We start from the raw sequence: 26,999 nt of genomic DNA on the forward strand, positions 1-26,999 counted from the left end.
GTTATCCCGGCGGTTGTAACCGTTCACAAAGCTTCGGCCGCTAGGGTCTGGCCTCATGACGGCCATCTGCTGCCTGCGTATCCTGTTCACCGTTGGCGAGAGCCAGCCGGGTGAAGTCCCCAAGCACAAGGCTCAGGGGGTGGCGGACGCGTTCCTGAAGGCGAGATGGCGCAAGCCGCGCAAGTGCGGGGCCGTGGCGCCCCTGGCCTTCGTCCTGGCCGACAATCGGGTCGAGACCCTCAACCCCACCGAGATGCAGGCCCTGGCCGCCGAGCTCGAGAAGGTGCTGTTCCCCGGACGTCCGATTGGTCAAATCGCCCTGATGACCTTCGAGGGCGACGAGCAGGCGGTTCTGCAGTTCGCCGCCCTGTCGCAGGCCGAGCTGGCCGGGCTGATGGCGGGCGAGGGCTATGAGGGCCCGGCCGGCCGTGTCCACGTCGTCACCGCCGACAGCGTCGAGCCCCGCCCCAGCACGCGCGCGGAAGCCAAGACCCTGGCCGAGGACAAGGCCAGCGCCAAGAAACAGGGCCTGACCGCCGCCACGACCGTCACGCCGGAGCGAGCGGCCAAGGCCGCCGCGCCCGTGTCCACCGTTCCCACGGCCGAACCGATCAAGCCGGTCTCCGCCGAGGCCACGCAGCCCGCCACCGCGCCCGTCGCGCCGGAAAAGCCCAAGGCTCAGCCGGCGCCCGCGCCCAAGCCCGCCGCCAAGGTCGCGCCGCCGCCGCCGCCGGCCGAGACCGGCTGGTGGGGCGTCTATGATCTTGCCCTGGGGGCCTTTGTCGGCTCGGCGATCAGCATGCGCTCGGACCTGATCGGTCCGCCGCCCGAGGACGACGCCAAGCTCCTGAAGCGCGACCTGATCTGTCTGACCGACACGCAGGCCGCCCTGAAGACCGCGACCTTCGGTGAGATCCATGTGCCGTTCGGGTTCTGGAACCTGACCACGCCCGCCTCGCAGGACGCCTATAAGAGCCGCCTGTCGCGCTATCCGCTGGACCAGCAGCCGCGTCTGACCGCCACGATCTACGCCACGCCGCGCGAGGCTTCGATCGGCATGCTGCAGCAGATGCGCCTGCTCCTGAAGAGCAGCTTCTCGCGGATGGACGTCCAGGTCACCGACCCGACCTTCCCGATCTCTGGTCTGCCGCCCGAGCTGGTCGATAGCATCACCCTGGTGCTGAACGGCGAGACCGAGCACGACCGGTTGAAGCAGATCCTCAAGTTCGTCGAGCGCAAGGCCGCCTATGTCGCCAAGGACGTGGCGCAGGCGGTGGCCAATGTCGGCTCTTCGGTGGAGCTGGAGGCCTGCAAGGCCGGCGGCATCGCCATCGTCCGCGGCCCGGCGGTCACGGAGCTGCTGGACAAGCCGGTCGCAAGTCCCGACGGCGCGACCCTGGCGGCGGCAAACGCCGCCTAGAACCTGCCTATCTTCATGCATTGACCCTGACGTCGCGTCAGACCTGACTGATCGCCCCATCGAGAGGGAAGGTCTCACTTGAGCGTCTACACGGTCAAACAGATGGCGAAGCTGTCGGGTGTCTCGGTGCGGGCTCTGCACCACTATGACGCCATCGGTCTTCTGCGGCCTCGCGCCGTCGGGGCCAACGGCTATCGCTACTATGACCGTCAGGACCTGCTGCGCCTGCAGCAGATCCTCTTCCATCGCGCCCTGGAGACTCCGCTGAAGGACATCCGGGCCGCGCTGGACGACCCGGTCTTCGACCTCGCCGCCGCGCTTCGCGCCCATCGCGAACGCCTGGCGGCCGAGGTCGAGCGCTACGCCAAGCTTGTGGACATCGTGGACCGCACCCTCGCCGACCTTAAAGGAGACGAGACGATGGACGACAAGCAGATGTTCGATGGCTTCGACCCGGCGAAGCAGGCCGCGCGGGAGGCCTGGCTGACCGAGCGCCTCGGCGAAGGCAAGGCCGTAGAGGCCATCGCCACAGCGAAGGCCAAGCTGAGCAGCCTTACGAAGGCGGAGTTCAACGCTTTCCAGGCCGAGCAGCTGGAGATGGAGGCGGAAGTCGCCAAGGCCCTGACCCAAGGCCTGCCCGCCGATAGCGACGCAGTCAGCGCGGTCATGCGCCGCTGGTGGGGCTGGATCGCGAAGGGCTGGAACCGCGAACCCACGCCGGAGGCGTTCACGGGCCTGGGGCGGCTGTACCTGGACAATCCGGAGTTCACCGCTCGCTACGAAGCGGTCGCGCCGGGGCTGACGGAGTATCTGGCTGAAGCGATGCGCGCGTTCGCGGAGCGGCGGACGGCTTAGCGCCGCCCGAACAGCTTCTCGATGTCGGCCAGCTTCAGTTCGACATAGGTCGGGCGGCCGTGGTTGCACTGGCCGGAGTGGGGCGTGGCCTCCATTTCGCGCAGCAGGGCGTTCATTTCGGCCCCGTTCAGGCGGCGACCGGCGCGGACGCTGCCGTGGCAGGCCATGGTGGAGCAGACCTCCTCCAGCCGCTCCTTCAGCGCCAGGGCGGCGCCGTTCTCGGCCAGGTCGTCGGCGATGTCGCGGACCAGGGCGGCGGCGTCGGTCTTGCCCAGCAGGGCCGGCGTCTCGCGCACCAGCACCGCGCCGGGGCCGAAGCTCTCGATGACCAGACCCAGGCTGGCCAGTTCCTCGGACCGGGCGACCACGCGCTCGGCCTCGGCGGGGTCCAGGTCGACCACCTCGGGCAGCAGCAGGGTCTGGCGAGACACGCCGCCGGCGGCCATCTCGCCCTTCATGCGCTCATAGACCAGGCGCTCGTGGGCGGCGTGCTGGTCGACGATGACCATGCCGTCGCGGGTCTGGGCGACGATATAGGTCTCGTGCACCTGGGCCCGGGCCGCGCCCAGCGGGAAGTCGACGGGGTCGAACGGCGCGGCGGACGCGTAGTCCGGGGCGGGACGGTCCTCGAAGGCGACGTTGGCATAGGCCTCGCGCACCACCTCGGCCAGTTCGCCCCCGAAACCCGGCGAATAGCCGGGTTCGACGCGGGCCGACACCGCGTTCAGGCCCGGCAGATCCATCGGACGCTGGGTCGGCGGCGTCCAGCCGCCTTCGCGCCAGGCCGAGAAGCCAGCCGGAGAAGGCCCCGGCTGATACCCCGGGAACGGACTCTGCTGGGCGCGGATGCTGTCCAGCGCCTGGGCGGCGACGGTGGTCGAGGCGCGGTGGCCGGCCCCGGCCAGGGCGTGGCGCAGGGCCCCGACGATCAGACCGCGCACCAGGGCCGGGTCGCGGAAGCGGACCTCGGCCTTGGCGGGGTGGACGTTGACGTCGACCTCGCTGGTGTCGAGCGTCACATACAGCGCCGCCGTCGGGTGGCGATCCCGCGCCAGAAAATCGGCGTAGGCCGCGCGCAGGGCGCCTTGCAGCAGGCGGTCTCGCACCGGCCGGCCGTTGACGAACAGGTACTGGTGGGCCGCGTTGCCGCGGTTGTAGGTCGGCAGGCCCGCGAAGCCCGACAGCCGCACGCCGTCGCGCACCTGGTCGATCTCGATGGCGTTGTCCTGAAAGTCGCGGCCCAGCACGGCGGCCAGGCGCGCCAGTCGACCTTGCGGCCCCGGATGCTCGGGCGGCAGGCGCAGGATGCGGCGGCCGTCGATGTCCAGCGAGAAGCCGACGCTTTCGTTGGCCATGGCCTGGCGCTTGATCTCCTCGGTGATCGCCAGGGCTTCGGCGCGCTCGGACTTCATGAACTTGAGCCGCGCGGGGGTGGCGTAGAACAGGTCGCGCACCTCGATCCGCGCCCCATGCGGGCCAGGGAAGGCGGCGGGTGAAACCTCGCCCACCTGGCCCCCCTCGACCAGGATCGAGTGGGCGTCACTCGACCCCTTGGCCCGCGAGCTGATCGACAGCCGCGCCACCGAACCGATCGACGGCAGGGCCTCGCCCCGGAAGCCCATGGTGTGGATGCGCAACAGGTCCCAGAGACCGTCTTCGTCGGGCGCCAGCTTCGAGGTCGCGTGGCGCTCGATGGCCACCGGCAGTTCGTCCGCCGACAGGCCGCAGCCGTCGTCGGCGACCAGGATCCGGGTCAGGCCGCCGCCGTGGGCCTCGACCTCAATCCGCGTGGCGCCGGCGTCGATGGCGTTGTCGACCAACTCCTTGATCGCGCTCGCGGGCCGTTCGACCACCTCGCCGGCGGCGATGCGGTTGACGGTCTCGGGCGGCAGGCGACGGATGGGCATCACACGGACTTTCACCAGGCAGGCCGGAGCGGAAGCGCCAGCATTGCAACTCCTTAAGTTGACCGGCCAAACACGGATCGGCCAACGAAGGGAGAATGCGGAGTTTATCTCGATTCCGCCGCCGTTCGAGGAAGACAGATAGTGACCCTTCGCCGTTTCGCCGCCGCCGGCCTCGCCCTTTCGCTGCTTTGCGGGGGATCGGCGCTGGGGCAGGCTCGCAATGAGGTCTCGATCCACCAGACCGCGCCGGTCGATCTGCGCGCGGTCGATCCGGAAGGAACCCTGGTCGAGGAACTGGTCGTCAACGCCAAGCTGCCCGGACCGGCCTGGTGGAAGGTGTCGGACGCCGACAGCACCGTCTACATTCTGGCCATCCCGGCCCTGTCGCCCAAGACCCTGGCGTTCGACACCTCGGTGCTGGAACGTCGCCTTGATGGCGCCAATCGTCTGATCATGGCTCCCGAGCCGGAGATCAGCATCGTCCGGGTCATCGGCCTGGCCATGGGCGGCCGGCGCTATTTCCTGGCCGACAAGCCGATGCGCGACACCCTGCCGCCCGAGCTGCGGGCTCGCCTGGAGAAGCGTCTCGCCGACAGCGACGAGAAGCTGGACAGCATGGACGACATCAAGCCGGCCTTCGCCGGTTTCCTGGTCGCCAACATGAAGAAGGGCGGCTCGATCAACATCCAGAGCGGCGGCGTGGCTGACAAGGTCGAGGAGATCGCCAAGAAGGGCGAGCTGAAGAAGCGCCCGCGCATCCAGAAGCTGGACGGCTACGACGTGATCGACGCCCTGAAGTCGGTCGGCTCGCTGCCCAAGCCGATGCAGGAGTTCTGCCTGGACGCGGGCCTGCGCGAGGCCGACGCCGGCGGCTTCCGGACCGTCGAGACCGCTCAGCGCTGGGCCGAGGGCGACGTGGTCAAGCTCGCGGCGGCCGATCGCGGCTACCAGGCCTGCCTGTCGGCGACGCCGGGCGTCGCCTCCGAGATCCGCAAGACGATCGATCGCTCGACCAAGGCCATCGATCAGGCCCTGAAGACGCCCGGCAAGTCGGTGGCGCTGGTCAACTTCCGCCCGCTGCTGTCCGAGGAGGGCGTACTCAGCAAGTTGAAGGCCAAGGGCTACACGATCACCACGCCGGACGAAGTCCAGCCTTGAACACGAAACGGCCCGGAACCGCGAGGCTCCGGGCCGTTCGTATCTTGAAGTCGTTAAAGCCTTAGAGGCCCGGCAGCTTGATGCCGGTCTTCTTCTCGCGGCTGATGACCACGCCACCGGCGCCCACCAGCTTCTTGAGGCGGGCTTCCTCTGCGGCGGCGTCGATCTCGGCCGGGGCGTTCGCGCCCGACTCGGCGGCGGTGGCCACGTTCGTCGTCTTGGGCTGACCCTTTTTCCAGAACATCACCTTGCTGGCGAAGCTCTCGTCCTTGTGGGCCAGGTCGCCGTTCTCATCGTCGACCACGAAGCGGATCAGCGGATCGGCCTTGTCGGTGCCGGCGCGGGCGACCAGAAGCTTTTCACCTTCAGAACGACCGGCGGCGTTGCTTTGGCCGATGAGGGCGGCGCGGGCGGCGCTTTCCGGCTGAAGTTCCTGCGGACGCGGCTCGCCAGGCGCCGGCGGGCGCAGGGCATAGTCCGGCGGCACGGCCAGCGGGGCCTTGCTGACGACGCGGAATTCGTCGGGAACCACCTTGTTCATGCCCAGGGCTTTCTGGGTCGAGGTGCAGCCAGCCATGCCGATCGCGGCAATGGCGGTCAGGGCGCTCACGGTCGCGACCCGATTGAAACTCATCAAACCATGCTCCAGCAGGCCGACCCCCGGCCCAGAAATTTGGACGCTCTCGATACGACATCCGCGCCCGGGCGCCAATCTCCCACGCGAATGCGGCGTTATTCGGCCCGAACTCGCGCGGCCAGGCTACTCGGCGGGGTCGGCCAGCTTCTTCTCGCCGTAGAGAAAGCTGTCGATCAGCAGCAGGGCCACCCCGATGTTGATCGCCGAGTCGGCGATGTTGAAAACCCAGGGAAAGTTCAGGCGCGAGACGTCGATGAAGTCGACGACATAGCCGTACAGCACCCGGTCGATCAGGTTGTTGCCGATCGCCGCGCCGATGATCATGCCGACCCCGATGGCCGGTAGGAGCTTGGTGGCCTTGCGCGCCCAGAACGACAGGCCGATCACCACGAGAATCGAAAAGCCGATCAGCAGCCAGCGGCCCCAGTCGTGGTCCTTCAGCAGGCCAAAGCTCATGCCGTAGTTATGGACCATGGTCAGGTAGAGCGGACCAATGGCTTGCACGGACGAGCCCTGCTCGCGGCCCAGCAGCCCCAGGATCCAGAGCTTGGAGATCTGGTCCAGAACCAGGGTGGCGGCGGCGACGGCGTAGGCGGTCCAGCCGAGGCGGGTGATTTTCAAGGCCTTCTCCGTTCTTCCCTCCCCCTTGATGGGGGAGCGTAGGTGGGGGTGATGCGGCGATCGTCGCGAGCACGGCCAGCGCCCCGTCACCCCCATCCCCAACCCTTCCCCCATCAAGAAGGAAGGGGGCTAATTGTGCGTCGCGTCCCAATAAGCCACGGCCTCGGCGTCGCGAAGGCTAAGCTCCGGATAGCGGGGATCGGTTCCCACCTCGGGGAGGATGCGCCACGAGCGGGCGCACTTGTTCCCCTCGGCCAGCTTGGGATCCACCGACACGCCCTTGACCTCGTCGGTCGTGAACGCGCCGCCTTCACCGGCGACCAGGGTCGCGGCCGACGTGCGGAACACCTCGGCGGCGTCCAGGCCGTCGAAGGCGGCCAGCAGATCGGCGTCGGCGACGTGCACGACCGGCGCCGCCTCCAGCGCCGAGCCGATGCGCTTTTCGCGGCGTTCGACTTCCAGGGCGCCGGTGACCACCGACATCACGGTCTCGACCTTGGCCCAGCGGGCGGCCTCGGCGTCGTTCTGCCACTCGGCCGGCGTCGCCGGGATCACCCGCAGGCTGTTGGAGCCCGCTTCGGGGAAGCGCGTCTGCCACGCCTCTTCCATGGTGAAGCTGGTCAAGGGCGACAGCCAGATGGTCAAGCGCTCGAACACATAGTCCAGCACGGTGCGATAGGCCCGACGGCGCGTAGCGTTGGGCGCGTCGCAATAGAGGCTGTCCTTGCGGATATCGAAGAACAGCGTCGACAGATCGCCCTGGCAGAACTCGATCAGCGGGCGCGTCACGTCGGCGAAGCGATAGGCCTCGTAGGCGGCGCGCACCTGGCCATCCAATTCCCACAGGCGGTGCAGGATGTACTTCTCCAGCGGCGGGAAGTCGGCGTAGTCGGTGACCCGCTCGGCCTCATCGAAGCCGGCCAGGGCGCCCAGCAGGTAGCGCGTGGTGTTGCGCAGCTTGCGATAGGCGTCGGTGGTGGTGGCCAGGATCGTCTTGCCGATCCGCTGGTCTTCCGAATAGTCGACCATCGCCGCCCACAGGCGCAGGATCTCGGCGCCGCTTTCCTTGGTGATGGTCTGCGGCTCGACGGTGTTGCCCTTGGACTTGGACATCTTCTCGCCGTTCTCGTCCTGGGTGAACCCGTGGGTGAGAACCGCCTTGTAGGGCGCGCGGCCGCGGGTGCCGCAGCCTTCGAGCAGGGATGACTGGAACCAGCCGCGGTGCTGGTCGGAGCCTTCCAGATAGAGGTCGGCTGGCCAGTGACTGTCGTCGCGGCCCTCGATCGTGAAGGCGTGCGTGCAGCCGGAGTCGAACCAGACATCCAGGATGTCCCCGACCTTCTCGTACTGGGCTGGGTCATGGGCGTCGCCCAGGAAGTCGGCGTCGGGACGCGAGAACCAGGCGTCGGCCCCGCCCTCGCGGATGGCCGCCAGGATGCGGGCGTTGACGTCAGCGTCCATCAGCGGCGCGCCGGTCTCCTTGTCGACGAACATGGCCAGCGGCGTGCCCCAGGCGCGCTGACGGCTGACCAGCCAGTCGGGGCGCGTCTCGACCATCGAGCCGATGCGGTTGCGGCCGGCGTCGGGGTGGAAGGCGGTGTCGGCGATGGCCTGGAGGGCCGTCTCCCGCAGGGTCTTGCCGCTCTCAAGCGGCTGATCCATGCGGATGAACCACTGGGGTGTGTTGCGGAAGATGATCGGGGCCTTCGAGCGCCAGCTGTGCGGATAGCTGTGCTCGACGCGGCCGCGCGCCAGCAGGTTCCCGGCCTCGATCAGCTTGTCCATCACCGCCGCGTTGGCCGGACCGAACTTGCCGGCCTTCTTGCCCTCGGTCTCGATGACCTTGAGGCCCGCGAACAGGGGGACGTGCGGGTAGTAGGCCCCGTCCGGGTCGACGGTGTCGGGGATGGAGTCCAGTGCGTATCCGCTCTTCAGCCACACGAGATAGTCGTCCGCGCCATGACCCGGGGCGGTGTGGACGAAGCCCGTGCCGGCGTCGTCGGTGACGTGGTCGCCAGCCAGCAGCGGCACGTCGAAGCCGAAGCCCTCGTCGAATTGGGCCAGCGGGTGCGCGCAGATCAGGCCGGTGGGATCGACGGGCTCGATCCGGCGCCAGGTCGCGACCTTGGCGGCCTTGCGGACGTCCTCGGCCAGCTTGTCGGCGATGATCAGGCGGTCGCCGGCCTTCGACCACGGGGCGAACTCGAGGTTCTCCTCCATGGCTTCCACCTCATAGAGGCCATACTCGACCTTCGGGTTGAAGCTGATGGCGCGGTTGGCGGGGATAGTCCACGGCGTGGTGGTCCAGATCACGACAGAGGCGTCGTTGGGCTGAAGGCGGAAGACGTTGTCGCCGGCCGGATTGCCCGATAGCGCATAGTGCTCGTCGTCATAGACCTTGACCGGGAACTTCACCCAGATCGTGGGGCTGACGTGGTCGTGATACTCGATCTCGGCGTCGGCCAGGGCCGTGCGCTCGACCGGGCTCCACATCACCGGCTTGGAGCCGCGATAGAGCTGGCCCGAGGCCGCGAACTTGTGGAACTCGGCGACGATCGTGGCTTCGGAGGTGAAGTCCATGGTGGCGTAGCGGTTCCACCAGTCGCCCAGGACGCCCAGGCGCTGGAACTCTGTCTTCTGGGCCTCGACCCAGCCGCCGGCATATTCGCGGCAGCGGGTGCGGAACTCCTCGGCCGGGACCTCGTCCTTGCGGCGGCCCTTGGCGCGGAACTCTTCCTCGATCTTCCACTCGATCGGCAGGCCGTGGCAGTCCCAGCCCGGCACGTAGTCGACGTCGTAGCCCAAGGCGAAGCGCGAGCGGACCACGAAGTCCTTCAGCGTCTTGTTCAGGGCGTGACCGATGTGGATCGCGCCATTGGCGTAGGGCGGGCCGTCGTGCAGCACGAACAGCGGGGCGCCCTCGGCTTGTCTCTTCGCCCGAACAGCGCCGTAGAGGCCCTTGGGCGACAGGGCGGCCCAGCCCTCCAGGATCTCGGGCTCCTTCTTGGGCAGGCCCCCGCGCATCGGGAACGGGGTGTCGGGAAGGAAGACGGTTTCGCGATAGTCGCGGGCGGTCGTGGCGTCGTCGGCCATGGAATAGGTGTCCGGCTTGAAGGTATCGGAAGAGGGCGGGAAAACCCGGCGCGCGCTGGAGGATCGTCCGGCGGCGTCACGCCGGGCGGATAATTCGCGAAATCTTCCGAACGAAATTCATGGCCAGCGGGATAGCAGAGGGAGGGCCGGGGCGCAAAGGCTTCGGCTAAGCCCCCGGCTTCCGCAGCTTCGGCGTCACGGTCACGGTCATCAGGCGGGCGTTGCGGATGACCAGGAACGGTGTCGGATGGCCTATGCTGTGGTGGTCAAGGGCGCGCAGCAGATCGTCAAGGCCGGTCAAGGGGCGGTCGCCGGCGGCGATCAGCAGGTCGCCCTCCTTGACGCCCGCCTTGGCCGCGGGGCCGCCGAGATCGACATGGGCGACATAGACCGCATAGGGCTGCTGGACGCCGGTGGCTCGCGCCAGGGCGGGCGGGATCGGGGCCTGCTGGGCGATCAGGCCGATCGAGCCGCGTCGCACGTGGCCGTGCGCCAGCAGCTCGCCGATCACGAACCTGGCGGTGTTGGCCGCCACCGCAAAGCACAGGCCCTGGTAGCCGGCGATGATCGCCGTGGCGATGCCGATCACCTCGCCGGTCGAGTTGACCAGCGGTCCGCCGCTGTTGCCGGGGTTGAGCGCCGCGTCGGTCTGGATCAGGTCCTCGATCAGGCGGCCGCGCTCGCCGCGCAACGACCGGCCCATGGCCGAGACGACGCCGGTGGTCACTGTGGCCTCGAAGCCCAAAGGCGCACCGATGGCAATGACCAGCTGGCCGCGCCGCAGCTTCTTGGAGTCGCCCAGCCGGGCCGCCGGAATGTCGGCCGCCTGGTCGATCTTGATGACGGCCAGGTCGGTGTCGGGATCGTCGCCGACGCAGCGGGCGGTGAAATTGCGGCCCTCGGCCGTGATGACCACGAAGCGGCTGGCGCCCTGGATCACGTGACTGTTGGTCAGGATCAGCCCGCCCCCAAGCTCCTTGTCGGCGCCGATGGCGAAGCCTGAGCCGACGCCGGACATCCGGGGATCCTCAAGCATCGGATGGATGCGCACGACGCTGGGGCCGACCCGCTCGACGGCGCGGACCACGGCGTTGGAATAGGCGTCCAGCAAGTCGCCGTCGGGCAGGGCGCAATAGCCGCCCTCGACCTCGAGCGCCTTGCCGGTGTCGAACACGAACCGCGCGCCTTCGGGATAGGCCAGGATCTCGTGGGTGTGCGTCTTCGGCCGCTTGGCGCGCGCGAAATGTTGGTACTTGCGCCCCTTGAGCATGCGGTCCCCACCCAGCCGTTAAACAAGGTTAACGGGGCGTGGGAAGAGGGGAAAGGGTTTCGTGCGTCGGGAGAGCCCCCCTCCCCCATCAAGGGGAGGGAAAAATAGTTAGAACCCCGGCGCCACGATCGCCCGCGCCGCCTGCTCGTCGCGGTGGATCTGTTCGATCATCAGCTCAAGGCTGTCGAACTTCAGTTCCGGGCGCAGGAAGGCGATCAGGTCGGTCTCGATGATCTGGCCGTAGAGATCCTCGTCGAAGTCGAACAGCCAGGTCTCCAGCCGCGTCTCGACCATGCCGGTGGTGGGATTGTTGCCGAGATTGGCCACGCCGGGGACCTCGCGGCCGTCGGGCAGACGGGTGCGGGTGGCGTAGACGCCGAGCTTGGGGACGACATAGTCCTCGACCTCGACATTGGCGGTGGGGAAGCCCAACTGGCGGCCCAGTTGCTGGCCCCGGCGCACCACGCCCTCGATGGCGAAGGGCCGGCCCAGGATGCGGGCGGCCTGGTCCGGCTCGCCGTTGCGCAGCGCGTCGCGGACGCCGGTCGAGGAGAACTTGTCGCCGTCGCGGCTGGCCACGGGTTCGGCGATCGAAACGGTGAAGCCGTATTCGTCGCCATAGGTCTTCAGCAGGTCGGCGCTGCCGCTGCGGCCGCGACCGAACGAGATGTCGAAGCCGGCGGCGACGTGCTTCACGCCGAGGCCCTCGACCAGCACCTTTTCGACGAACTCTCGGTCGCTGAAGCTGGCCATCTCGAAGTCGAACGGCAGCAGATAGAGCAGGTCGACGCCGAGGCCGCCCAGCGCCCGGGCCTGCTGGCCGTGGGTCATCAGCTTGAAGGCCGGCTCGGTCGGCCGGAAGAGGCGGCGCGGGTGTGGATCGAAAGTGATCACGCCCAGCGGCGTCTTGTCGGCCAGGGCCGCTTTCGCGGCCTGGGCGATCACCTGCTGATGGCCGCGATGCACGCCGTCGAAATTGCCCAGCGCCACGGCGGCGCCGCGCTCGTCGGCGGGGAGGTTCTTCCAGGCGTTGACGGTCTTGAGCGACATCAGGCGGCCTTGCGCGGAACCATGACCACGGCCTCGCCGTCGACGACCGCCTTGCCGCCCACCTTGCAGACGGTGGCGAGGGTGACCTGGGCCTTGGCCTCGTTGATCTCGGAGATGGTGACCACGGCGGTGACCTCGTCGCCGATCTTGACCGGGCGTTTGAATTTCAGCGTCTGCGACAGGTAGATCGCGCCCGGCCCGGGCAGGGTGGTGCCCAGCACCGCCGAGATGTAGCCGGCCGACAGCATGCCGTGGGCGATGCGCTCGCCAAAGCTGGTCGTGGCCGCGTAGTCGGCGTCCAGGTGCACCGGATTGGTGTCGCCGGTCACCTGCGCGAAGGCGACGATGTCGGCCTCGCCGACCTTGCGGACCAGCTGCGCGGACTGGCCGACGCTCAGCTCTTCGAGAAACTTGCCCTGCATCACGATCCCCTTGTTCTTGTTGTCACCAGACCAGGTCGCCGATGGCGTGGGTCGCGCCCACGGCCTCGGCGTCGAGCAGGGCCCGGACGGCGTCCGGGATCAGCAGGCCATCGGGACCGATCGCCTTCTCGCCATGGATGCCCTTGGCGATGAACAGGCAGGCCAGCCTCTGGTCGTGGGCGCCCTTGACGTCGGTGATGACGCCGTCGCCGATGCACAGCACGCGGTCGCGGTCGACCGGACGGCCCAGCAGCTGCGCCGCCTCGGCCACGGCCAGGTCGTAGATCGCCGCATAGGGCTTGCCGGCCATGATCACCTTGCCGCCCAGGGTCTCATAGAGATCGGCCAGGGCCCCGGCGCAGAAGATCAGGCGCTCGCCGCGCTGCACGACGCGATCGGGATTGGCGCAGATGAACAGCAGCCCCCGGTCGGCGGCGACCTTCAGGCGATCGCGATAATCCTCGGGGATTTCCTTCTCGTCCTCGTAGAGGCCCGAGCACAGGATGAAGTCGGCGTCCTCGGGGCCCGCCAGGGTCAGGTCGAAGCCCGCCCACAGCGGTCCGTCGCGCTCGGGACCGATCTTCCAGACCTTGGTTCCCGTGTGCGGCGTCAGCAGGGCCCGGGTCGCGTCGCCCGAGGTGACGAAGCCCTGCCACGCCGAGCGCGGCACGCCCAGGCCGTCCAGCTGAGCGACCACGTCGTACGAGGGGCGCGGCGAATTGGAGATCAGCACCACCGGACCCTTGGTCTGGCCCCACCGGGTCAGCGCCGCGCAAGCCTCTGGGAAGCTCTCCACCCCGTTGTGGATCACGCCCCAGACATCGCACAGCACCACGTCGTAGCGGTCGGAAAGGGCGGAAAGGCCAGCGGGAAAGTCCATCATGGATTGGGCGGTAAAGCTCGCGGGAGTGGGCGTCAACCAGGAGCCATCTAGGCGTTCGCGCCCTCGATCGCCAGGGCCAGGCTCATCTGTTCGGCCAGCCAGTCGTTCATGCGGGCGTCGATGACCAGGTGAACACGGTCCGTGGCCCCGCGATTGGCCGCCGTATGAGGGTCGGACAGGCGCAGGTACCAGGCCTCGCCCGGGGCCAGCGGCGCGGCGACGCCGTTGACCCTGAACTCGACGTCCGGATTGCTGGTGATCGGGATATGGATCCGCGCCTTGCCGTCCTCGGCGCACAGGTCGAGGTCGGTATGCTCCTTGATCACCGAGCCGGGCGCCAGCTTCATCAGCCGCACGCTGGTCAGCGGGCATTCGAAGGCGGCCAGGACCGCCTGGAAATAGGCGCAGGCCTCCAAGAACGGCGTCGGGACGTAGTCGGTGCGGACCGGGTCGGAATAGATCATCCGGATCGGATGGGTCTCGCCGGCCATGCAGCGCAGGGCGATGGCGCTCCAGTCGCCGTCATAGTTCTGGCGGACGAAATGCGAGACCCAGGTCGTGTCGGCTTCGACCCGCGCGAGATCCGCGCGCAGCCGGTCCGGATCGAAGGCCAAGGGCAAACGCACGCGGTCTGGAAAGCGCATGGTTTCAGCTTATGCTGGTGCTCCGCGTCGCCACAAGCGGTGATCTTCCGGAGCCCGAATGACCCTCGCGCCGAGCCTGGCGGCCTTCGGGCGGCTGCTGTCCGATGCGGATCTTCGCGCGCGTCTCGCCGAGGAGCAGGACATCGGCGCGGCCGCGTTGGCGTTGGGTCTGGAACAGCCCGGCTGGCAGGCTCAGCCGATCCGGCTCGACCAGGCGCCGCCACCAGGCTGGCTGCCGGCCGCGATCGACGACGACCGGGTGTCTTGGCGGTGGTTCGGGCGCCGGGGGCTGCACGACGGCTTCTACGCGCACGAACTGCAGACGGCGGGTTTTCTGGCGATCAACCGGCTGTTCGCCGTCGAGACGCCGCTCTCGGCGTTGCCGCCCGGTTCGCGCGCGCCGGACGGCCTCGTCTTTCACATGTCCCGCTGTGGCTCGACCCTGATCGGGCGAATGCTGGCGGCCGATCGCGACGCCACCGTGATCTCGGAGGCTCAGCCGATCGACGCGGCGGTGCGGACCGGCGACCCGACCCTGCTGCGCGCCGTGGTCGCCGCCTTCGCCCGGCCGCGCGGGATCGGCGAGGCGCGGCTGTTCCTGAAGCTGGATTGCTGGAACAGTCGGGCGCTCCCACTGTTTCGGGCGGCCTTTCCCGACACGCCCTGGATCTTCTCCTACCGCGCGCCCGTCGAGGTGATGGTCTCCCACGCCCGCCGCGCCGGAAGCCAGATGGTCCCCTCGCTGGTTCCGTCCTCGATCCTCGGATTGGCGTGGGGGAACCCGCGGGATCCGTTCTACCACGCGGCCGTTCTGGCGAGCGTCTGCGAGGGCGCGCTGGACGGCTGGGCGAGCGGCGGCGGGCTGCTGATCGACTACAGCGACCTGCCGGAGGCGGTGTTCACGCGGGTGATGCCGCATTTCGGACTGACGCTGGCTTGCGACGTCGAGGCGGCGATGCGGGCGGTCGCGGGCGTGAACGCCAAGGTCCCGGGCGAGGCCTTCACGCCCGACAGCGAGGCCAAGCGCCGCGAGATCAGCCCCGCGATCCTGGCGGCGTGCGAGGGCCGCCTGGCGACCGCTCACGCGCGGTTGCGCCAGCTTTCGGAAATCGTCGTTCCGTGACTATGATCCCGGGATAAGCGGGAGGGGCCGATGACGATACTGATCCTGGGGCTGGCGCTGTTTCTGGGCGTCCACTCGGTGCGGATCCTGGCCGCGCCGTTTCGCAACGCCCAGGTCGCCGCCAATCCGGGGCGCTGGAAAGGGCTCTATTCTGTCATCTCGGCCGTCGGGCTGGGGCTGATCATCTGGGGCTGGATCCAGTTCCGGCCGATGGCGCCGCAGCTCTACGACCCGCCACCCTGGGGCCGTCACGCCGCGATGGGCCTGGTCTGGATCGCTTTCGTGCTGCTGGCCGGCTCGAACGGGCCGGTCGGACGGATCAAGGCGACCGTGCGCCACCCGATGCTGCTCGGGACCATCCTGTGGTCGGCCGGCCACCTGCTGGCCAATGGCGACCAGGCCTCGGCGCTGCTGTTCGGGGCGTTTCTGGTCTGGGCGATCGTGGACCTGATTTCGGCGCTGGGACGCGGGGAGCCGGCGCCGGTGGTGACCAAGCCGATCGCGGACGTGATCGCGGTCGTGGCGGGCACGGCGCTGTATGCGGTGTTCGTGGTCTTCCTGCACCGGCTGCTGTTCGGGGTCTCGCCGCTAGCCTAGGTGGCGTCGTGGAAGATGACGCCCAGGGTCCGCCGCCGGCCTGAGCGAATCTCGCTCACGCCGTGCCGCAGCACGCGACGGTGGACGCCGCGCACGCCCTGGGCTGGCCGTTCGCGCACCGCGAAGATCACGCCCTCGCCTTGCCTCAGCGGCACGACCTGCGGCGCGCTCTGTTGGCGGGGCCGCTGCTCGACGATCACGAACTCGCCGCCGTCGAAGTCCCGGCCCGGCTCGTCCAGCAGGAACGCCGCCTGCAGCGGGAAGACGTGCTCGCCGTAGAGATCCTGGTGCAGGCAGTTGTAGTCGCCGGGGCCGTAGGTCAGCAGCAGGGGCGTGGGCCGTGCCTGGCCGGCCTCGCGGCAGCGCGCCAGCATGTCGTCCAGTGCTTCAGGGAAGCGGCGGTCCTCGCCCAGACGCTCGGCCCAGCGGTTGGCGATCGTCGACAACGGACCGTAGAGGCGCTGCCGGAGCCGCTGCACGACGTCCGGCAGGGGATAGCTGAAATACTTGTACTCGCCGCGTCCGAAACCGTGGCGGGCCATGACCACCCGACTGCGGAAGCCCGCCTCCTGGGGATAGAGGTCGGCGATCCCCTGGCAGGTCTCGGGCTTCAGGATCGGGCTGGTCAGGGCCCAGCCGCGCGCGTCGAGCTCGGAGCCGATGCGAATCCAGTCGAGTGTCACGCGGCCACGCGCGCCCCTTCACGCGCCAGGAGGGCCTGCTTGCGTTCGACGCCCCAGCGGTAGCCCGACAGGCCGCCATCGGCGCGGACCACGCGGTGGCAGGGCGTGATCACCGCCAGCGGATTGGCTCCGCAGGCCTGGGCCACGGCGCGCGCGGCGCTGGGCCGGCCGATGGCGCGGGCGATCTCGGCATAGGAGGTGGTCCGGCCGGCCGGGATTTCGCGCAGGGCGGCCCAGACGGCTTTCTGCAGTTCGGTGCCTTGCGCGTCGGTCGGCAGGTTCGGCGCGCGGTCGGGATGATCGACCAGATCGGCCACCGCGTTCAGGTCGACGGCCAACCCCTCGGCGTCCGGCGCAATGCGGGCGTGCCTGAAGCGTTTTTCCAGGTCGGCTTTCAGCGCTTCGACGTCGTCGCCCAGCGTGACCAGACGCAGGCCAGCGTCCGAGCGGGCCACGAGCGTCAGGCCCAGGCTGGTCTCGCCGACGGCCCAGCGCAGGGTCTCGCGATTGATGTCGGGCTTGCAGCGCAGGCAGGCGCGCAGGCCAGCGGCGCGGGCGTCTTCCCGGGTGGCGTAGAAGGCGACGTTCTTGCGCAGCGGACGGCCGCCGCAGCTGGCGACGCAATAGACGCCGGTGGTGCGCACGCCGATATAGAAGGCGCCCTCCGCGGCGCGGTCCTTGGCGCGCATGGCGTCCCAGCGCGCGTCATCATCGGGATAGGTCGAAGCGATCATGGGGATCTCCTTTCGTAAGGAGACCATGCGCCGGACTATGCCGGCGATCATTCCGAAGCTTGCGGCTCCGCGCCCAAAGCTGTCAGCAGTCGAAAGGGCCTACCAGCCGACGGCGCGGCGGCGCAGGGCGCCGCGGATGAAGTCCTGCGGCGGCTCGGCCTCGGCCAGCACCGCGTCGCGGATGGCGCGCGGTTCGCCGAACAAGTGGCCTTGGCCGTAGCCGATGTCGAGATCCAGGATGTCGACGATCTGCTTCTCGGCCTCGACCTTCTCGACGATGACCTCGATGCCATAGCGGCGGGTCAGGGCGGCGAAGTCGGCGGCGTTCAAGTCGGGCAGCGAGGCGATCACCAGCTTGCCGTCCTGCTCTTCCAGCTGGTCCAGCATCATCTGGGCGCCGACCTTCAGGTAGCGGACGTCGGCGCGGGCCAGATCCTGGAAATCCAGGTCCAGGTCGCTGACCTTGTCGAGGCTGAAGCTGAAGCCCAGGCTGGCCAGGCGGGCCATGTGGCGGGCCTCGACCGGGCCCCGGCGATCGAACGCCGCCTGGCCCAGCTCGAAGATCACCGCGCCGGCCAGGTCCTTGTTGGCCTGCATGAATTCCAGGAACTGCGGGAAGAAGCTCTCGTCGCCCAGGCTGGCCAGGGAGATGTTGCAGAAGATCCCGACCTTGCGATCCTGCTTGGCCAGACGACGGACGATCTGCACGCAGCGGAACAGCAGCAGGTTGTCGATGGCCGTCATCAGGCCTTCAGGCTCGGCCACGGCCAGGTACTCGGCCGGCATCATCACGCGACCGGTTTCGTCGCGCAGGCGCGAAAAGCTCTCGTAGAACACGGTCCGGCGCTGGGGCAGGCTGACGATCGGCTGCAGGTAGAGGTCGACGCGGTTCTCGGCCAGGGCGTCCTGCACGACCTGAAGCATGTGGCTGGTCTGCGGCGCGCGTTCGCGGCCCAGATTGTGACTGCGGGCCGAGGCGGCGGCGACCTGGTGGCTGAGCTGGTGCTCGAGCCGGTCGTTCATCTGACCGATCAGGTCTTCCAACTGATGGACCTCGGTCGACAGCTCTTCCGTACGGCGCTGGGCGTCGGCGGCGACCGACTCCACGAGATCCGACACGCGCGCGTCGACCTTCTCGATCTGGTCCAGCAGGATGGCGTGCGCCTCGCGCACGGTGTCGATATCGCCGCGCAGAGCGGCGGCGAGGAAGGTCTGGCCCAGCAGGCCGTGGAAGGCGAAGCACAGGCCCAGCGCGCCGATGAAGGCCGAGACGCCGACAGCCGGGGTCGCGCCCATCCTCCAGAGGAAGAGGGAGACGATCAGAGCCAGACAAAGATAAGCCCCCGTCAGGAGCCCCAGCATCAGCCTACGCATCATTCGCCCATACGAATCGTAACACGCAATCAGACCGACCCACGGTCGAAGAGTCGAATCTATTAACGACCCTGCGCCATTCGGTCCCAACAGCCCGCCAGCCGGGCAGGCGAGCGCCCCTTAGTTGCGGGTCTTCCGGCCGTCGAACCGCAAACACGCTTCGGCGGAACACCCTTAAGGACGATCATAACCCAAGACGCGCGGATCGTTGAATCGACATTGGCCTCTTCGACTGATAATCGTTCGCAATCTAATCGGAGCCATTATGTCCGAAGCGTTCGCGTTGTCCCCTCAGTTCAATCCCGCCGATACTCTCGACGTGCGTCCCCTGGCCACGGCCGGGCGGGGCGATCGCGGGGTGATCGTCAAGGTCACCGGCGTGTCCGGCGCGGCCGAGGCCGTGGTGGCGGAGGAGCTCGAGCGACGCCTGCTGGAGATGGGCTTCGTCGAGGGCGCGGCCATCGAGGTTCTGCATGAGGGCCTGTTCGGCCGCGACCCGATCGCCGTGCGCGTCGACGACACCCGCGTGGCCCTGCGCCGCCGTGAAGCCGGCGCCGTCACCGTGAAATTCGACGGACTCTAGACCTTGCCCCTCGACACTCCCTTGAGCCAGGGCCCTGGCGTCGTCGCCAAGTCCGAGCTCACCGAGCCCGCTCGGGTCGCCCTGGTCGGCAACCCCAACTCCGGCAAGACCGCGCTGTTCAACGCCCTGACCGGCAGCCGCCAGAAGGTGGCCAACTATGCCGGCGTCACGGTCGAGCGGAAGGAAGGCGTGCTGACCACGCCCTCCGGCCGGCAGATGCGCGTGCTCGACCTGCCCGGCACCTATTCTCTGCGGGCCCGCAGCCCCGACGAGGTGGTCACCCGCGACGCGGTGATCGGCAAGCTGGAGGGCGAACTGGCTCCCGAGGCGCTGATCTGCGTGGCCGACGCCACCAACCTGCGCCTGGTCCTGCGCCTGGCCCTCGAACTGAAGCAGGTGGGCCGACCGTTCGTGCTGGCTCTCAACATGTTCGACATCGCCCAGCGCCAGGGCCTGCGTATCGACCTGGAGCGCCTGTCCCAGGAACTGGGCGCGCCGATCGTCACCACGGTGGCGACCCGCAAGCGCGGCCTGCCCGAGCTCCTGGAACAGGTCGAGGCCCTCGTCGCGGCCCGCAAGGTCGAGACCGAGAACGTCTGGCACGAGCCGACCGCGAGCGAGATCCGCGTCGCCCACGCCGAGGCCCAGCGCATCTTCAAGGCCTGCGTGAAGCCGCCCGAGCGTCCGGACACCGTCACCGGAAAGATCGACGACGTGCTGCTGCACCCCGTCGCCGGCGTCCTGATCCTGATGACCCTGCTGTTCGTGATGTTCCAGGCGGTGTTCACCTGGGCCACGCCGGTCATGGACGGTATCGACGGGGCCTTCGCGGCCATCGCCGGCTGGACCAGCGCCCACCTGCCGGCGGGCCTGGTGACGAGCTTCATTTCCGACGGCCTGATCGCCGGGGTGGGCAGCGTGCTGGTGTTCCTACCGCAGATCCTGATCCTGTTCTTCTTCATCCTGCTCCTGGAAGACAGTGGGTACATGGCCCGCGCGGCCTTCCTGATGGACAAGATCATGGGCGGCGCGGGCCTGCATGGGCGGGCCTTCATCCCGCTGCTGTCCAGCTTCGCCTGCGCCATTCCGGGCATCATGTCGACGCGGGTGATCGACAACAAGGAAGACCGGCTGACCACCATCCTGGTCGCGCCCTTGATGACCTGTTCGGCGCGGATCCCGGTCTACACCCTGATCATCGGCGCCTTCATTCCCAAGCAGACCGTCTGGGGCGTACTGTCGCTGCAAGGCCTGGTCATGTTCGGCCTCTATGCCGGCGGCATCGTCAGCGCTCTGGTGGTCTCGTTCGTCATCCGCCGGGTGTTCTGGCGGGGCGCGGTCGAGCCTTTCATGATGGAACTGCCGACCTATCGCTGGCCCGAGCCGCGCAACGTGCTGATGAACCTGTGGACCCGCGCCCGGATCTTCATGAGCCGCGCCGGCCGGATCATCCTGCCGCTGATGGTCCTGGTGTGGGTGCTGTCGACCTTCCCCTATCCGCCGGAGGGCGCGACGGGTCCGGCCATCGACTACAGCTTCGCCGGCCGCATCGGCCACTTCATCGCCCCGGTCATGGCGCCGATCGGCTTCAACTGGCAGATGACGGTCGCCCTGATCCCGGGCTTCGCGGCGCGCGAGGTCGCGGTGGCGGCGCTGGGCACGGTCTATGCGGTCGGCGGCGACGGCGACGCGGCCGCCACGACCCTGGGCTCGCTGCTGGCCCACCAGTGGTCGCTGGCCAGCGCCCTGTCGTTCCTGTCCTGGTACGTCTTCGCCCCGCAGTGCGCGGCGACCCTGGGCGTGGTCAAGCGCGAGACCAACGGCTGGACCTGGCCGACGGTGATGTTCGTCTACATGACCAGCCTGGCCTATCTGGCCTCGTTCGTGACCTATCACCTCGCCGTGGCGATGGGCGCGGGCTAGCCGCCTCTATAGACCCTTGAGCCAGGCGAAGACGTCGTCGGGGCGCTCCTGGGCCGACAGGCCCTCCTGGCGCGCCGCCTCGCCCAGCTTGCGCAGTCGGCCGGGCGTGACGCCGAACCGGGCCCGGAAGGCGCGACTGAAGTGGGCGTCCGACCGGAAGCCATGGCGATAAGCGACCTCGGCCAGGGTCATCTGCTCGGCGCGGTCCTGAAGGATCACGTCGAAGGCCTGGTCCAGTCGCCGCCGCTGGATGAAGGCGCTGACGCCGCCGGCGGGTTCGAACACCTTGTAGAGCTGGCTGCGCGACACGCCCAGGTGCTCCCGCACCGTCTCCGGCGACAGGTCGGGATCGTCCAGCCGCCGCTCGACGAACTGCTGGCCGGCGATCAGCAGCACCTTCTCCAGCGGTCGGGGATCGGCGCCCATCGGTTCACCGCAGGCCAGGACCGCGCCGCTCACCAGGGCGGCCGTGGCCCTGGCGGTCATCGGCGCCTCGGCCGGCGTCATCGTCTCGATCGACTCCCACAGGGCGCGCAGGTGCGAGGCCAGCATCCTCCCCGTCGGGCTGGTCTCCGCGACTACCCGGCCGTGGAAGTCGAGGCCGGCGGCCCTGGAATCCAGCAGGCCGCGCGGGATCATCAGGTAAAGCGTGACGTAGGGGCTATCGATCGTCGAGCGGTAGGGCCGCGCCATGTCCACCAGCCGGATCGCGCCCATGTCGCTGCTGGCTTCGCGGCCGTCATAGTCGGCGCGCCAGAGGTTCTTCCCCAGATCCAGCACCGCCATGACGGTGTCCGTCGGGTCGGCCATGATGTGGGTGAGCTTGCGCTCGAACCGCTGGGGAACGCCGACGCAGCGTGCGAAGACGACAGGGCCAAGCTGGTAGCCTTCCAGCTGGTTGTGGAAGTCCGCCTCGGGCGACAGCAGGGTGATGTCGAACAGGTGCGCGCAGGCCTTGCGGTACGTTTCGACGGCGTCGGGCTGCTCGCGGGCGTCCAGCACCCATAGATCCCGACTTAGACGGTCACTCACGCGGAAGCCTCGCCGAACGGCCGAGACTCATCCCGGCGAAAATCCCAGAGCAATAGAATGTGGATCGTCGGTCAATGACAGAGCCGGGTCGCCGCGCGAGAACAGGGGGCATGTCGCGCGCCGGTGGGGTACAGGCGCGCCATGCCCAGAGCCTCCTCCTTCGCGGAACCCAGGAGGTGGTGGGGCGGTTCGTCGGCGCGTGTCCTGATCGCGCCGACGAAACGCTGGGGCCCTAGCGGGGCAGGCCCTAGCGGGTCGGAACCGGGACTTCGCCGCGATAGTCGTAGAAGCCTCGGCCGGTTTTCTTGCCCAGCCAGCCGGCCTCGACATACTTCACCAGCAGCGGGCAGGGACGGTACTTGCTGTCGGCCAGGCCTTCGTGGAGCACGTTCATGATGCTCAACACGGTGTCCAGGCCGATGAAGTCGCCCAGCTCCAGCGGGCCCATCGGATGGTTGGCGCCCAGCTTCATCGCCGTGTCGATGGCGTCGACCGTGCCCACCCCTTCATACAGGGTGTAGATCGCCTCGTTGATCATCGGCACCAGCACGCGGTTGACGATGAAGGCGGGGAAGTCCTCGGCGTTGCTGGTGATCTTGCCCAGCGATTTGGCGAAGGCCACGGCCGTCTCGTAGGTCGGCACGTCGGTGGCGATGCCGCGGATGATCTCCACGAGCTTCATCAGCGGCACCGGGTTCATGAAGTGCAGGCCGATGAAGCGCTCGGGACGATCCGTGGCCGAGGCCAGGCGCGTGATCGAGATCGACGAGGTGTTCGAAGCCAGCAGCGTGTCGGGCTTGAGGTGCGGCTGCAGGCTGCGGAAGATCGACTTCTTGATCTCCTCGTTTTCCGTGGCCGCTTCGATGGCCAGGTCGGTGTCGCCGATGGTCTCCAGGCCCTCGGCCGCGGAGATGCGGGCTAGGGCCGACTTCATCGCGGCGTCGTCGATGATGCCGCGACCGACCTGACGGGCCATGTTCTTCTCGATCAGGGCCAGACCGGCGTCGATCCGCTCGCGCGAGACGTCATGCAGACGCACGTCATAGCCGGCGAGGGCGACGACATGGGCGATGCCAGACCCCATCTGGCCGGCGCCGATAACGCCGACCGTCTTGATTTCACTCATAAAAGCCAAGCCTTCGCTTGAATTCGCGCCGGACATTCGCGCCGGACCCTGGGATGTGCCGACTTTTCTAGCACGAGAAACCGTGGCGCCGCCAAGGCTTTGCTGCGATGCAACGTGAGCGTGGTTGTCAGGCGGAGATCACGCTGTGGGCGGATAGGCGCGGACCGCGCCGTCCGGGTCCTCGATCGCGCTCCCCCCGGGTCCTTGGGAGACGTAGTTCGGTCCGACCGGGACCTTGCCGTGGCCGCCGGGGATGTCGAGGACATAGGTCGGCTGGGCCAGGCCCGAGACTGTCCCGCGCAAGGCCTTCATGATCGCCTGTCCCTCGGCCAGAGTCGTGCGCAGGTGGGCGGTGCCCGGCGCGTGGTCGCCATGATGCAAATAGTAGGGCCTGATCCGCGTCTCGACGAAGGCCCGCATCAGGTCCGCCAGCGCCTCGGCGTCGTCGTTGACGCCCCGCAGCAGCACCGTCTGGCTGACCATCGGGATCCCGGCGTCGACGATCCGGGCGCAGGCGGCGCGGGCGGCCGGGGTCAGCTCGCGGACGTGGTTGGCGTGCAGGGCGACATAGACGGTCTTGGTCGTGCGTTTCAGCGCCGCGATCAGGTCGTCGGTGACCGCGTCCGGATCGACGGCGGGCACGCGCGTGTGGAACCGAACGATCCTGACGTGGGGGATCGCCTCCAGGCGGTCCATCAGGTCGGCCAGGCGGCGGGGCGACAGCACAAAGGGGTCTCCGCCGGTGACGATGACCTCCCAGATCTCCGGTCGGCCGGCGATATAGGCGAAGGCGGAGTCCAGCTGGGCCGGAGTCAGGTTCGCCAGACCCTCGGGCCCGACCATTTCGCGGCGGAAGCAGAACCGGCAGTAGACCGCGCAGGTATGGGTCGGCTTCAGCAGCACGCGGTCGCGATAGCGATGGACGATCCCTTCGACCGGACTGTGGACATTGTCGCCGATCGGATCGCCGTCCTCGCCGGGGCTGCTGATCAGCTCCTCGGGCGAGGGGATGAACTGACGGGCGATCGGGTCGTCGTCACGGGCGGGATCGATCAGTTCGGCCATGGCCGGGGTGACCGCCACGGCGTAGCGCGCCGCCACCGCCTCCAGCGCCGCCAGGCGCTCGGGCGGAACCAGCCCGGCCTCGGTCAGGGATCCGACGTCGCGGAGGGTTTTCCCCAGGTTCGAGAAGGGGGGGGACATGAGGCGCGGGGATATGCGGGATTTCCGGGCCGGAGGCAAATTACGGGTCTGTTCAGCTCTGGCCCTTAACCGTGACCGCGAGGCGGAGGACCATCGTGACCCAGGACAGCGCGATCGCTCGCAACGTGGCCCCTTTGGCGGCGGCCCTGGTCATGGCGACGGTCTTCCTGTTCCTGCCCCAGGTGCTGAACGACGGCGACACCTACTGGCACATGGCCACGGGGGAGTGGATCCTGGCCCACGGCCGCGTCCCCGACCGTGATGTCTTCTCCTATACGCAGGCCGGCCGGCCGTGGGTGGCGCACGAGTGGCTGTCCGAGGCGCTGATGGCCCTGGCCGCGCGCCTGGCCGGTTGGGCTGGGGTAACGGCGCTGTTCGCAATCGCCATGGGCGGCGCGGCCTGGATGCTGGTCCGCCGGCTCTCGCTGCGGCTGGGCGGCCTGACCCTGATCACGACCACGGTGCTGGCCCTGGCCTGCATGAGCGGCAGCCTGCTGGCGCGACCGCACCTCTTCATGCTGCCGCTGCTGGTGGCCTGGACGATCGAGATGCTGGCCGCCCGCGACGCGGATCGCGCGCCGAGCCTTTGGTTCGCCCTACTGATGATCCTGTGGGCCAATCTGCACGGCAGCTGGGTGTTTGGCCTGGTGGTCGCCGGCGCCTTCGGGCTGGAGGCGCTGGCCGAGCCGAACGCCGACAAGCTGAAGGTGCTGCGCGGCTGGGGCCTGTTCGGTCTGGTCAGCCTGGTCTGCGCCGCGATCACGCCGCACGGGCCGGCGGCGCTGCTGTTTCCGTTCCAGGTGACCAGCATGGCGGTGCTGCCGCACATCACCGAGTGGCGGGCCGAGGACTTCTCGCACGTCTCGACCTTCGCGATGGTGCTGCTGGCGACCCTGTTCGTCTGCCTGGCACGAGGCGTGAAGGTCCCGACCGTCCGGCTCCTGCTGCTGCTGACCTTGTTGTTGATGGGCCTTCAGCACATCCGTCACCAGCTGGTGCTGGCCGCCATCGCGCCGCTGCTGCTGGCGGGGCCGCTGGCCGAGGCGCTGGGCCATGAGCCGGCCAGGCCCAAGCCGTCACGGGCCCTGCTGGCCGGTTTCGGCGTGGCCTGCGTCCTGTTGCTGGGCGCGCGCCTGGCCTTGCCGCTACAAAGGGTCGACGGTCTCAACAGCCCCGTCGCGGCCCTGGACAGCGTGCCGGCCGAGCTCCGGACCCAACCGGTGCTCAACGGCTACGGCCTGGGCGGCTACCTGATCTACAAGGGCGTGAAGCCCTTCATCGACGGGCGCGCCGACATGTACGGCGACGCGTTCAGCAAGCGGTACTTCCAGGCGGTCGAGCCCGACCCTGTCGCCCTGCGCAAGCTGCTGGCCGACTACCGCGTGGCCTGGACGATCTTCACGCCGGACGATCCGGTGGTGGCGCTGCTGGACCAGGATCCGGCCTGGCGTCGGATCCACGCGGACCCCTATGCGGTGGTCCACCGGCGAGTGGATTAGCCCTCCGCCACCGGCGTCCAGACCACGTCCTCGATCCGACGGGCGCCGGTGGCCAGGAGAACCAGGCGATCGAAGCCGAGGGCGGATCCCGAAGCTTCGGGCATGTGCTCCAGGGCGGCCAGGAAGTCCTCGTCGACCGGATAGCGCTCGCCGTAGATGCGGGCCTTCTCGTCCATCTCGATCACGAACCGGCGGCGCTGCTCGGCCGGGTCGGTGAGCTCCCCGAAGGCGTTGGCCAGCTCGACCCCGCAGGCATAGAGCTCGAACCGTTCGGCCACGCGCGGGTCGGCGTCCTTTGGGCGGGCCAGGGCCGCTTCCGAGATCGGATATTCGCACAGTACGGTGGCGCGGCCTTCGCCCAGTCGCGGCTCGACCTTCTCGACGATGACGCGGCTGAAGACGTCGGCCCAGCTGTCGTCGTCGGCCACGCGGATCCCGGCGACGCGGGCGGCGGCGGCCAGGGCGTCGCGGTCGGTCGAGCCGTCGGCGGCCACGCTGGCCAGCAGGTCGACGCCGGCGTGTCGGTGGAAAGCCTCGGCCACCGACAGGCGCTCGGGCTCGGCGAACGGATCGCAGGCCATGCCCCTGAAATCGAAGCGCTTCGCGCCCGCCGTCTCGGCCGCCAGAGCCAGCAAGGTCGCGCAGTCGTCCATCAGCGCCTGGTAGGGTGCGCCGGCCCTGTACCATTCCAGCATCGTGAACTCGGGATGGTGCAGCGGCCCGCGCTCGCGGTTGCGCCAGACCTTGCCCAGGCTGAAGATCCTGTCCTCGCCCGCCGCCAGCAGTTTCTTGCAGGCGAACTCCGGCGAGGTGTGCAGGTAGAGCGGACGAGCTTCCCCCGAGATGGTCAACGCCTCCGTTGCGAAGGCGTGCAGGTGCGCTTCGTTACCGGGCGAGATCTGCAGGGCCGCGGCCTCCACCTCCTCGAACCCCTCGGCTTCGAACCAGGCGCGGAACGCCCGGGTGATGCGGTTGCGGGCTAGCAGGAACGGGCGGCGGTCGGCGTGGACGTCGCTACGCCACCAGGCGGCGCCGTGGGGGGGAGGGGTCTGGGACAAGAGCGGAAACCGAAGAAGCTGGAGATTTCGCCCCGTTCGCTATAGGAGGGCGGGCACGGATCAATAGCATGATCGCGCCCGCGGCCTCGCGCGCGCTTTCCACC

General features: G+C 68.6%; 24 protein-coding genes. 8 read left to right on the forward strand and 16 right to left on the reverse strand.

What is annotated here, in order from left to right; genetic code table 11:
* The first annotated feature begins 55 nt into the window (after positions 1-55).
* Both EIK80_RS02115 and EIK80_RS02120 read left to right on the forward strand, forming a co-directional pair.
* Positions 56-1,420, forward strand: a complete 1,365-nt coding sequence (locus EIK80_RS02115) for a hypothetical protein (RefSeq protein ID WP_125155307.1) — start codon at positions 56-58, stop codon at positions 1,418-1,420.
* Between the two features lie 78 nt (positions 1,421-1,498).
* Positions 1,499-2,275 (forward strand): MerR family transcriptional regulator, encoded by a 777-nt coding sequence (locus tag EIK80_RS02120; RefSeq protein WP_125155308.1) that lies wholly within the window; start codon positions 1,499-1,501, stop codon positions 2,273-2,275.
* On the opposite strand, the gene mutL is transcribed toward EIK80_RS02120, so the two are convergent.
* Complete coding sequence (gene mutL, locus EIK80_RS02125; RefSeq protein WP_125155309.1) at positions 2,272-4,182, reverse strand: DNA mismatch repair endonuclease MutL; 1,911 nt, start codon at positions 4,180-4,182, stop codon at positions 2,272-2,274. The genes EIK80_RS02120 and mutL overlap by 4 nt on opposite strands.
* A 141-nt stretch (positions 4,183-4,323) precedes the next feature.
* On the opposite strand from mutL, the gene EIK80_RS02130 reads away from it, so the two are divergent.
* Positions 4,324-5,340, forward strand: coding sequence for a TraB/GumN family protein (locus EIK80_RS02130; protein WP_125155310.1), 1,017 nt, complete (start codon positions 4,324-4,326; stop codon positions 5,338-5,340).
* Between the two features lie 61 nt (positions 5,341-5,401).
* Here EIK80_RS02130 and EIK80_RS02135 read toward each other — a convergent pair whose 3' ends face one another.
* The 8 genes from EIK80_RS02135 to EIK80_RS02170 form a co-directional block, all read right to left on the reverse strand.
* Positions 5,402-5,974 (reverse strand): DUF3035 domain-containing protein, encoded by a 573-nt coding sequence (locus EIK80_RS02135; protein WP_125155311.1) that lies wholly within the window; start codon positions 5,972-5,974, stop codon positions 5,402-5,404.
* A gap of 126 nt (positions 5,975-6,100) precedes the next feature.
* A complete protein-coding gene (gene lspA, locus EIK80_RS02140; RefSeq protein WP_233586429.1) occupies positions 6,101-6,628 on the reverse strand; it encodes a signal peptidase II in 528 nt (175 codons plus the stop codon).
* Between the two features lie 99 nt (positions 6,629-6,727).
* Positions 6,728-9,691, reverse strand: coding sequence for an isoleucine--tRNA ligase (gene ileS / locus EIK80_RS02145; protein WP_125155313.1), 2,964 nt, complete (start codon positions 9,689-9,691; stop codon positions 6,728-6,730).
* 166 nt (positions 9,692-9,857) lie between these two features.
* Complete coding sequence (locus tag EIK80_RS02150; RefSeq protein WP_125155314.1) at positions 9,858-10,961, reverse strand: S1C family serine protease; 1,104 nt, start codon at positions 10,959-10,961, stop codon at positions 9,858-9,860.
* 108 nt (positions 10,962-11,069) lie between these two features.
* Positions 11,070-12,011: a bifunctional riboflavin kinase/FAD synthetase gene (locus EIK80_RS02155; RefSeq protein ID WP_125155315.1), complete on the reverse strand. Its 942-nt coding sequence runs from the start codon at positions 12,009-12,011 to the stop codon at positions 11,070-11,072.
* The gene (locus EIK80_RS02160; protein WP_199743345.1) at positions 12,011-12,436 is read right to left on the reverse strand and encodes a MaoC family dehydratase; all 426 of its coding nucleotides are present in this window, start codon (positions 12,434-12,436) and stop codon (positions 12,011-12,013) included. The genes EIK80_RS02155 and EIK80_RS02160 overlap by 1 nt, the downstream gene beginning before the upstream one ends.
* 19 nt (positions 12,437-12,455) lie before the next feature.
* A complete protein-coding gene (locus EIK80_RS02165) occupies positions 12,456-13,316 on the reverse strand; it encodes a TIGR01459 family HAD-type hydrolase (RefSeq protein ID WP_125155317.1) in 861 nt (286 codons plus the stop codon).
* Positions 13,317-13,363: 47 nt separating this feature from the next.
* Positions 13,364-13,960, reverse strand: a complete 597-nt coding sequence (locus EIK80_RS02170) for an aspartyl/asparaginyl beta-hydroxylase domain-containing protein (RefSeq protein ID WP_125155318.1) — start codon at positions 13,958-13,960, stop codon at positions 13,364-13,366.
* Between the two features lie 58 nt (positions 13,961-14,018).
* Here EIK80_RS02170 and EIK80_RS02175 point away from each other — a divergent pair, with 58 nt between their 5' ends.
* Positions 14,019-15,083 (forward strand): aspartyl beta-hydroxylase, encoded by a 1,065-nt coding sequence (locus tag EIK80_RS02175; protein ID WP_125155319.1) that lies wholly within the window; start codon positions 14,019-14,021, stop codon positions 15,081-15,083.
* Between the two features lie 30 nt (positions 15,084-15,113).
* Entirely contained in the window at positions 15,114-15,680 is a 567-nt protein-coding gene (locus tag EIK80_RS02180) for an NnrU family protein (RefSeq protein WP_125155320.1), read from the forward strand.
* On the opposite strand, the gene EIK80_RS02185 is transcribed toward EIK80_RS02180, so the two are convergent.
* From EIK80_RS02185 to EIK80_RS02195, 3 genes are all read right to left on the reverse strand, one after another.
* Complete coding sequence (locus tag EIK80_RS02185) at positions 15,677-16,363, reverse strand: 2OG-Fe(II) oxygenase (RefSeq protein ID WP_125155321.1); 687 nt, start codon at positions 16,361-16,363, stop codon at positions 15,677-15,679. The two genes, EIK80_RS02180 and EIK80_RS02185, sit on opposite strands and share 4 nt — an antisense overlap.
* On the reverse strand, positions 16,360-17,097 hold the full coding sequence (locus EIK80_RS02190; RefSeq protein ID WP_125155322.1) for a methylated-DNA--[protein]-cysteine S-methyltransferase: 738 nt from the start codon (positions 17,095-17,097) through the stop codon (positions 16,360-16,362). Before EIK80_RS02190 ends, EIK80_RS02185 begins: the two co-directional genes overlap by 4 nt.
* 99 nt (positions 17,098-17,196) lie before the next feature.
* A complete protein-coding gene (locus EIK80_RS02195; protein ID WP_199743381.1) occupies positions 17,197-18,471 on the reverse strand; it encodes an EAL domain-containing protein in 1,275 nt (424 codons plus the stop codon).
* A 265-nt stretch (positions 18,472-18,736) separates the two neighbouring features.
* Here EIK80_RS02195 and EIK80_RS02200 point away from each other — a divergent pair, with 265 nt between their 5' ends.
* On the forward strand, positions 18,737-19,054 hold the full coding sequence (locus tag EIK80_RS02200; RefSeq protein ID WP_125155324.1) for a ferrous iron transport protein A: 318 nt from the start codon (positions 18,737-18,739) through the stop codon (positions 19,052-19,054).
* A 21-nt stretch (positions 19,055-19,075) separates the two neighbouring features.
* Positions 19,076-20,977 (forward strand): ferrous iron transport protein B, encoded by a 1,902-nt coding sequence (gene feoB, locus EIK80_RS02205; RefSeq protein ID WP_125155325.1) that lies wholly within the window; start codon positions 19,076-19,078, stop codon positions 20,975-20,977.
* 6 nt (positions 20,978-20,983) lie between these two features.
* Here the strand turns inward: feoB and EIK80_RS02210 are convergent, their stop codons facing one another.
* The 3 genes from EIK80_RS02210 to EIK80_RS02220 all read right to left on the reverse strand — a co-directional run bounded on the left by EIK80_RS02210 (position 20,984) and on the right by EIK80_RS02220 (position 24,338).
* Positions 20,984-22,009: a helix-turn-helix domain-containing protein gene (locus EIK80_RS02210; RefSeq protein ID WP_125155326.1), complete on the reverse strand. Its 1,026-nt coding sequence runs from the start codon at positions 22,007-22,009 to the stop codon at positions 20,984-20,986.
* A 247-nt stretch (positions 22,010-22,256) separates the two neighbouring features.
* Positions 22,257-23,135 (reverse strand): 3-hydroxybutyryl-CoA dehydrogenase, encoded by an 879-nt coding sequence (locus EIK80_RS02215; protein ID WP_125155327.1) that lies wholly within the window; start codon positions 23,133-23,135, stop codon positions 22,257-22,259.
* 138 nt (positions 23,136-23,273) lie between these two features.
* Positions 23,274-24,338, reverse strand: a complete 1,065-nt coding sequence (locus EIK80_RS02220; RefSeq protein WP_125155328.1) for a lysine-2,3-aminomutase-like protein — start codon at positions 24,336-24,338, stop codon at positions 23,274-23,276.
* Between the two features lie 95 nt (positions 24,339-24,433).
* On the opposite strand from EIK80_RS02220, the gene EIK80_RS02225 reads away from it, so the two are divergent.
* Entirely contained in the window at positions 24,434-25,837 is a 1,404-nt protein-coding gene (locus EIK80_RS02225) for a hypothetical protein (RefSeq protein WP_125155329.1), read from the forward strand.
* Here the strand turns inward: EIK80_RS02225 and epmA are convergent.
* On the reverse strand, positions 25,834-26,895 hold the full coding sequence (epmA, locus tag EIK80_RS02230; protein WP_125155330.1) for an EF-P lysine aminoacylase EpmA: 1,062 nt from the start codon (positions 26,893-26,895) through the stop codon (positions 25,834-25,836). The genes EIK80_RS02225 and epmA overlap by 4 nt on opposite strands.
* Positions 26,896-26,999 lie beyond the last annotated feature (104 nt).

It is taken from the genome of Caulobacter sp. 602-1 (genome assembly GCF_003931565.1).
GTDB lineage: Bacteria > Pseudomonadota > Alphaproteobacteria > Caulobacterales > Caulobacteraceae > Caulobacter.

Coding starts and splice junctions, on each gene's coding strand:
- EIK80_RS02200 (WP_125155324.1), top strand. CDS start 18,737: ATGTCCGAAGCGTTCGCGTTGTCCCCTCAGTTCAATCCCGCCGATACT.
- EIK80_RS02190 (WP_125155322.1), bottom strand. CDS start 17,097: ATGATCGCTTCGACCTATCCCGATGATGACGCGCGCTGGGACGCCATG.
- ileS (WP_125155313.1), bottom strand. CDS start 9,691: ATGGCCGACGACGCCACGACCGCCCGCGACTATCGCGAAACCGTCTTC.
- EIK80_RS02195 (WP_199743381.1), bottom strand. CDS start 18,471: ATGCGTAGGCTGATGCTGGGGCTCCTGACGGGGGCTTATCTTTGTCTG.
- EIK80_RS02180 (WP_125155320.1), top strand. CDS start 15,114: ATGACGATACTGATCCTGGGGCTGGCGCTGTTTCTGGGCGTCCACTCG.
- mutL (WP_125155309.1), bottom strand. CDS start 4,182: ATGCCCATCCGTCGCCTGCCGCCCGAGACCGTCAACCGCATCGCCGCC.
- EIK80_RS02170 (WP_125155318.1), bottom strand. CDS start 13,960: ATGCGCTTTCCAGACCGCGTGCGTTTGCCCTTGGCCTTCGATCCGGAC.
- EIK80_RS02150 (WP_125155314.1), bottom strand. CDS start 10,961: ATGCTCAAGGGGCGCAAGTACCAACATTTCGCGCGCGCCAAGCGGCCG.
- EIK80_RS02115 (WP_125155307.1), top strand. CDS start 56: ATGACGGCCATCTGCTGCCTGCGTATCCTGTTCACCGTTGGCGAGAGC.
- EIK80_RS02165 (WP_125155317.1), bottom strand. CDS start 13,316: ATGATGGACTTTCCCGCTGGCCTTTCCGCCCTTTCCGACCGCTACGAC.
- EIK80_RS02175 (WP_125155319.1), top strand. CDS start 14,019: ATGACCCTCGCGCCGAGCCTGGCGGCCTTCGGGCGGCTGCTGTCCGAT.
- EIK80_RS02215 (WP_125155327.1), bottom strand. CDS start 23,135: ATGAGTGAAATCAAGACGGTCGGCGTTATCGGCGCCGGCCAGATGGGG.
- EIK80_RS02155 (WP_125155315.1), bottom strand. CDS start 12,011: ATGTCGCTCAAGACCGTCAACGCCTGGAAGAACCTCCCCGCCGACGAG.
- EIK80_RS02135 (WP_125155311.1), bottom strand. CDS start 5,974: ATGAGTTTCAATCGGGTCGCGACCGTGAGCGCCCTGACCGCCATTGCC.
- EIK80_RS02220 (WP_125155328.1), bottom strand. CDS start 24,338: ATGTCCCCCCCCTTCTCGAACCTGGGGAAAACCCTCCGCGACGTCGGA.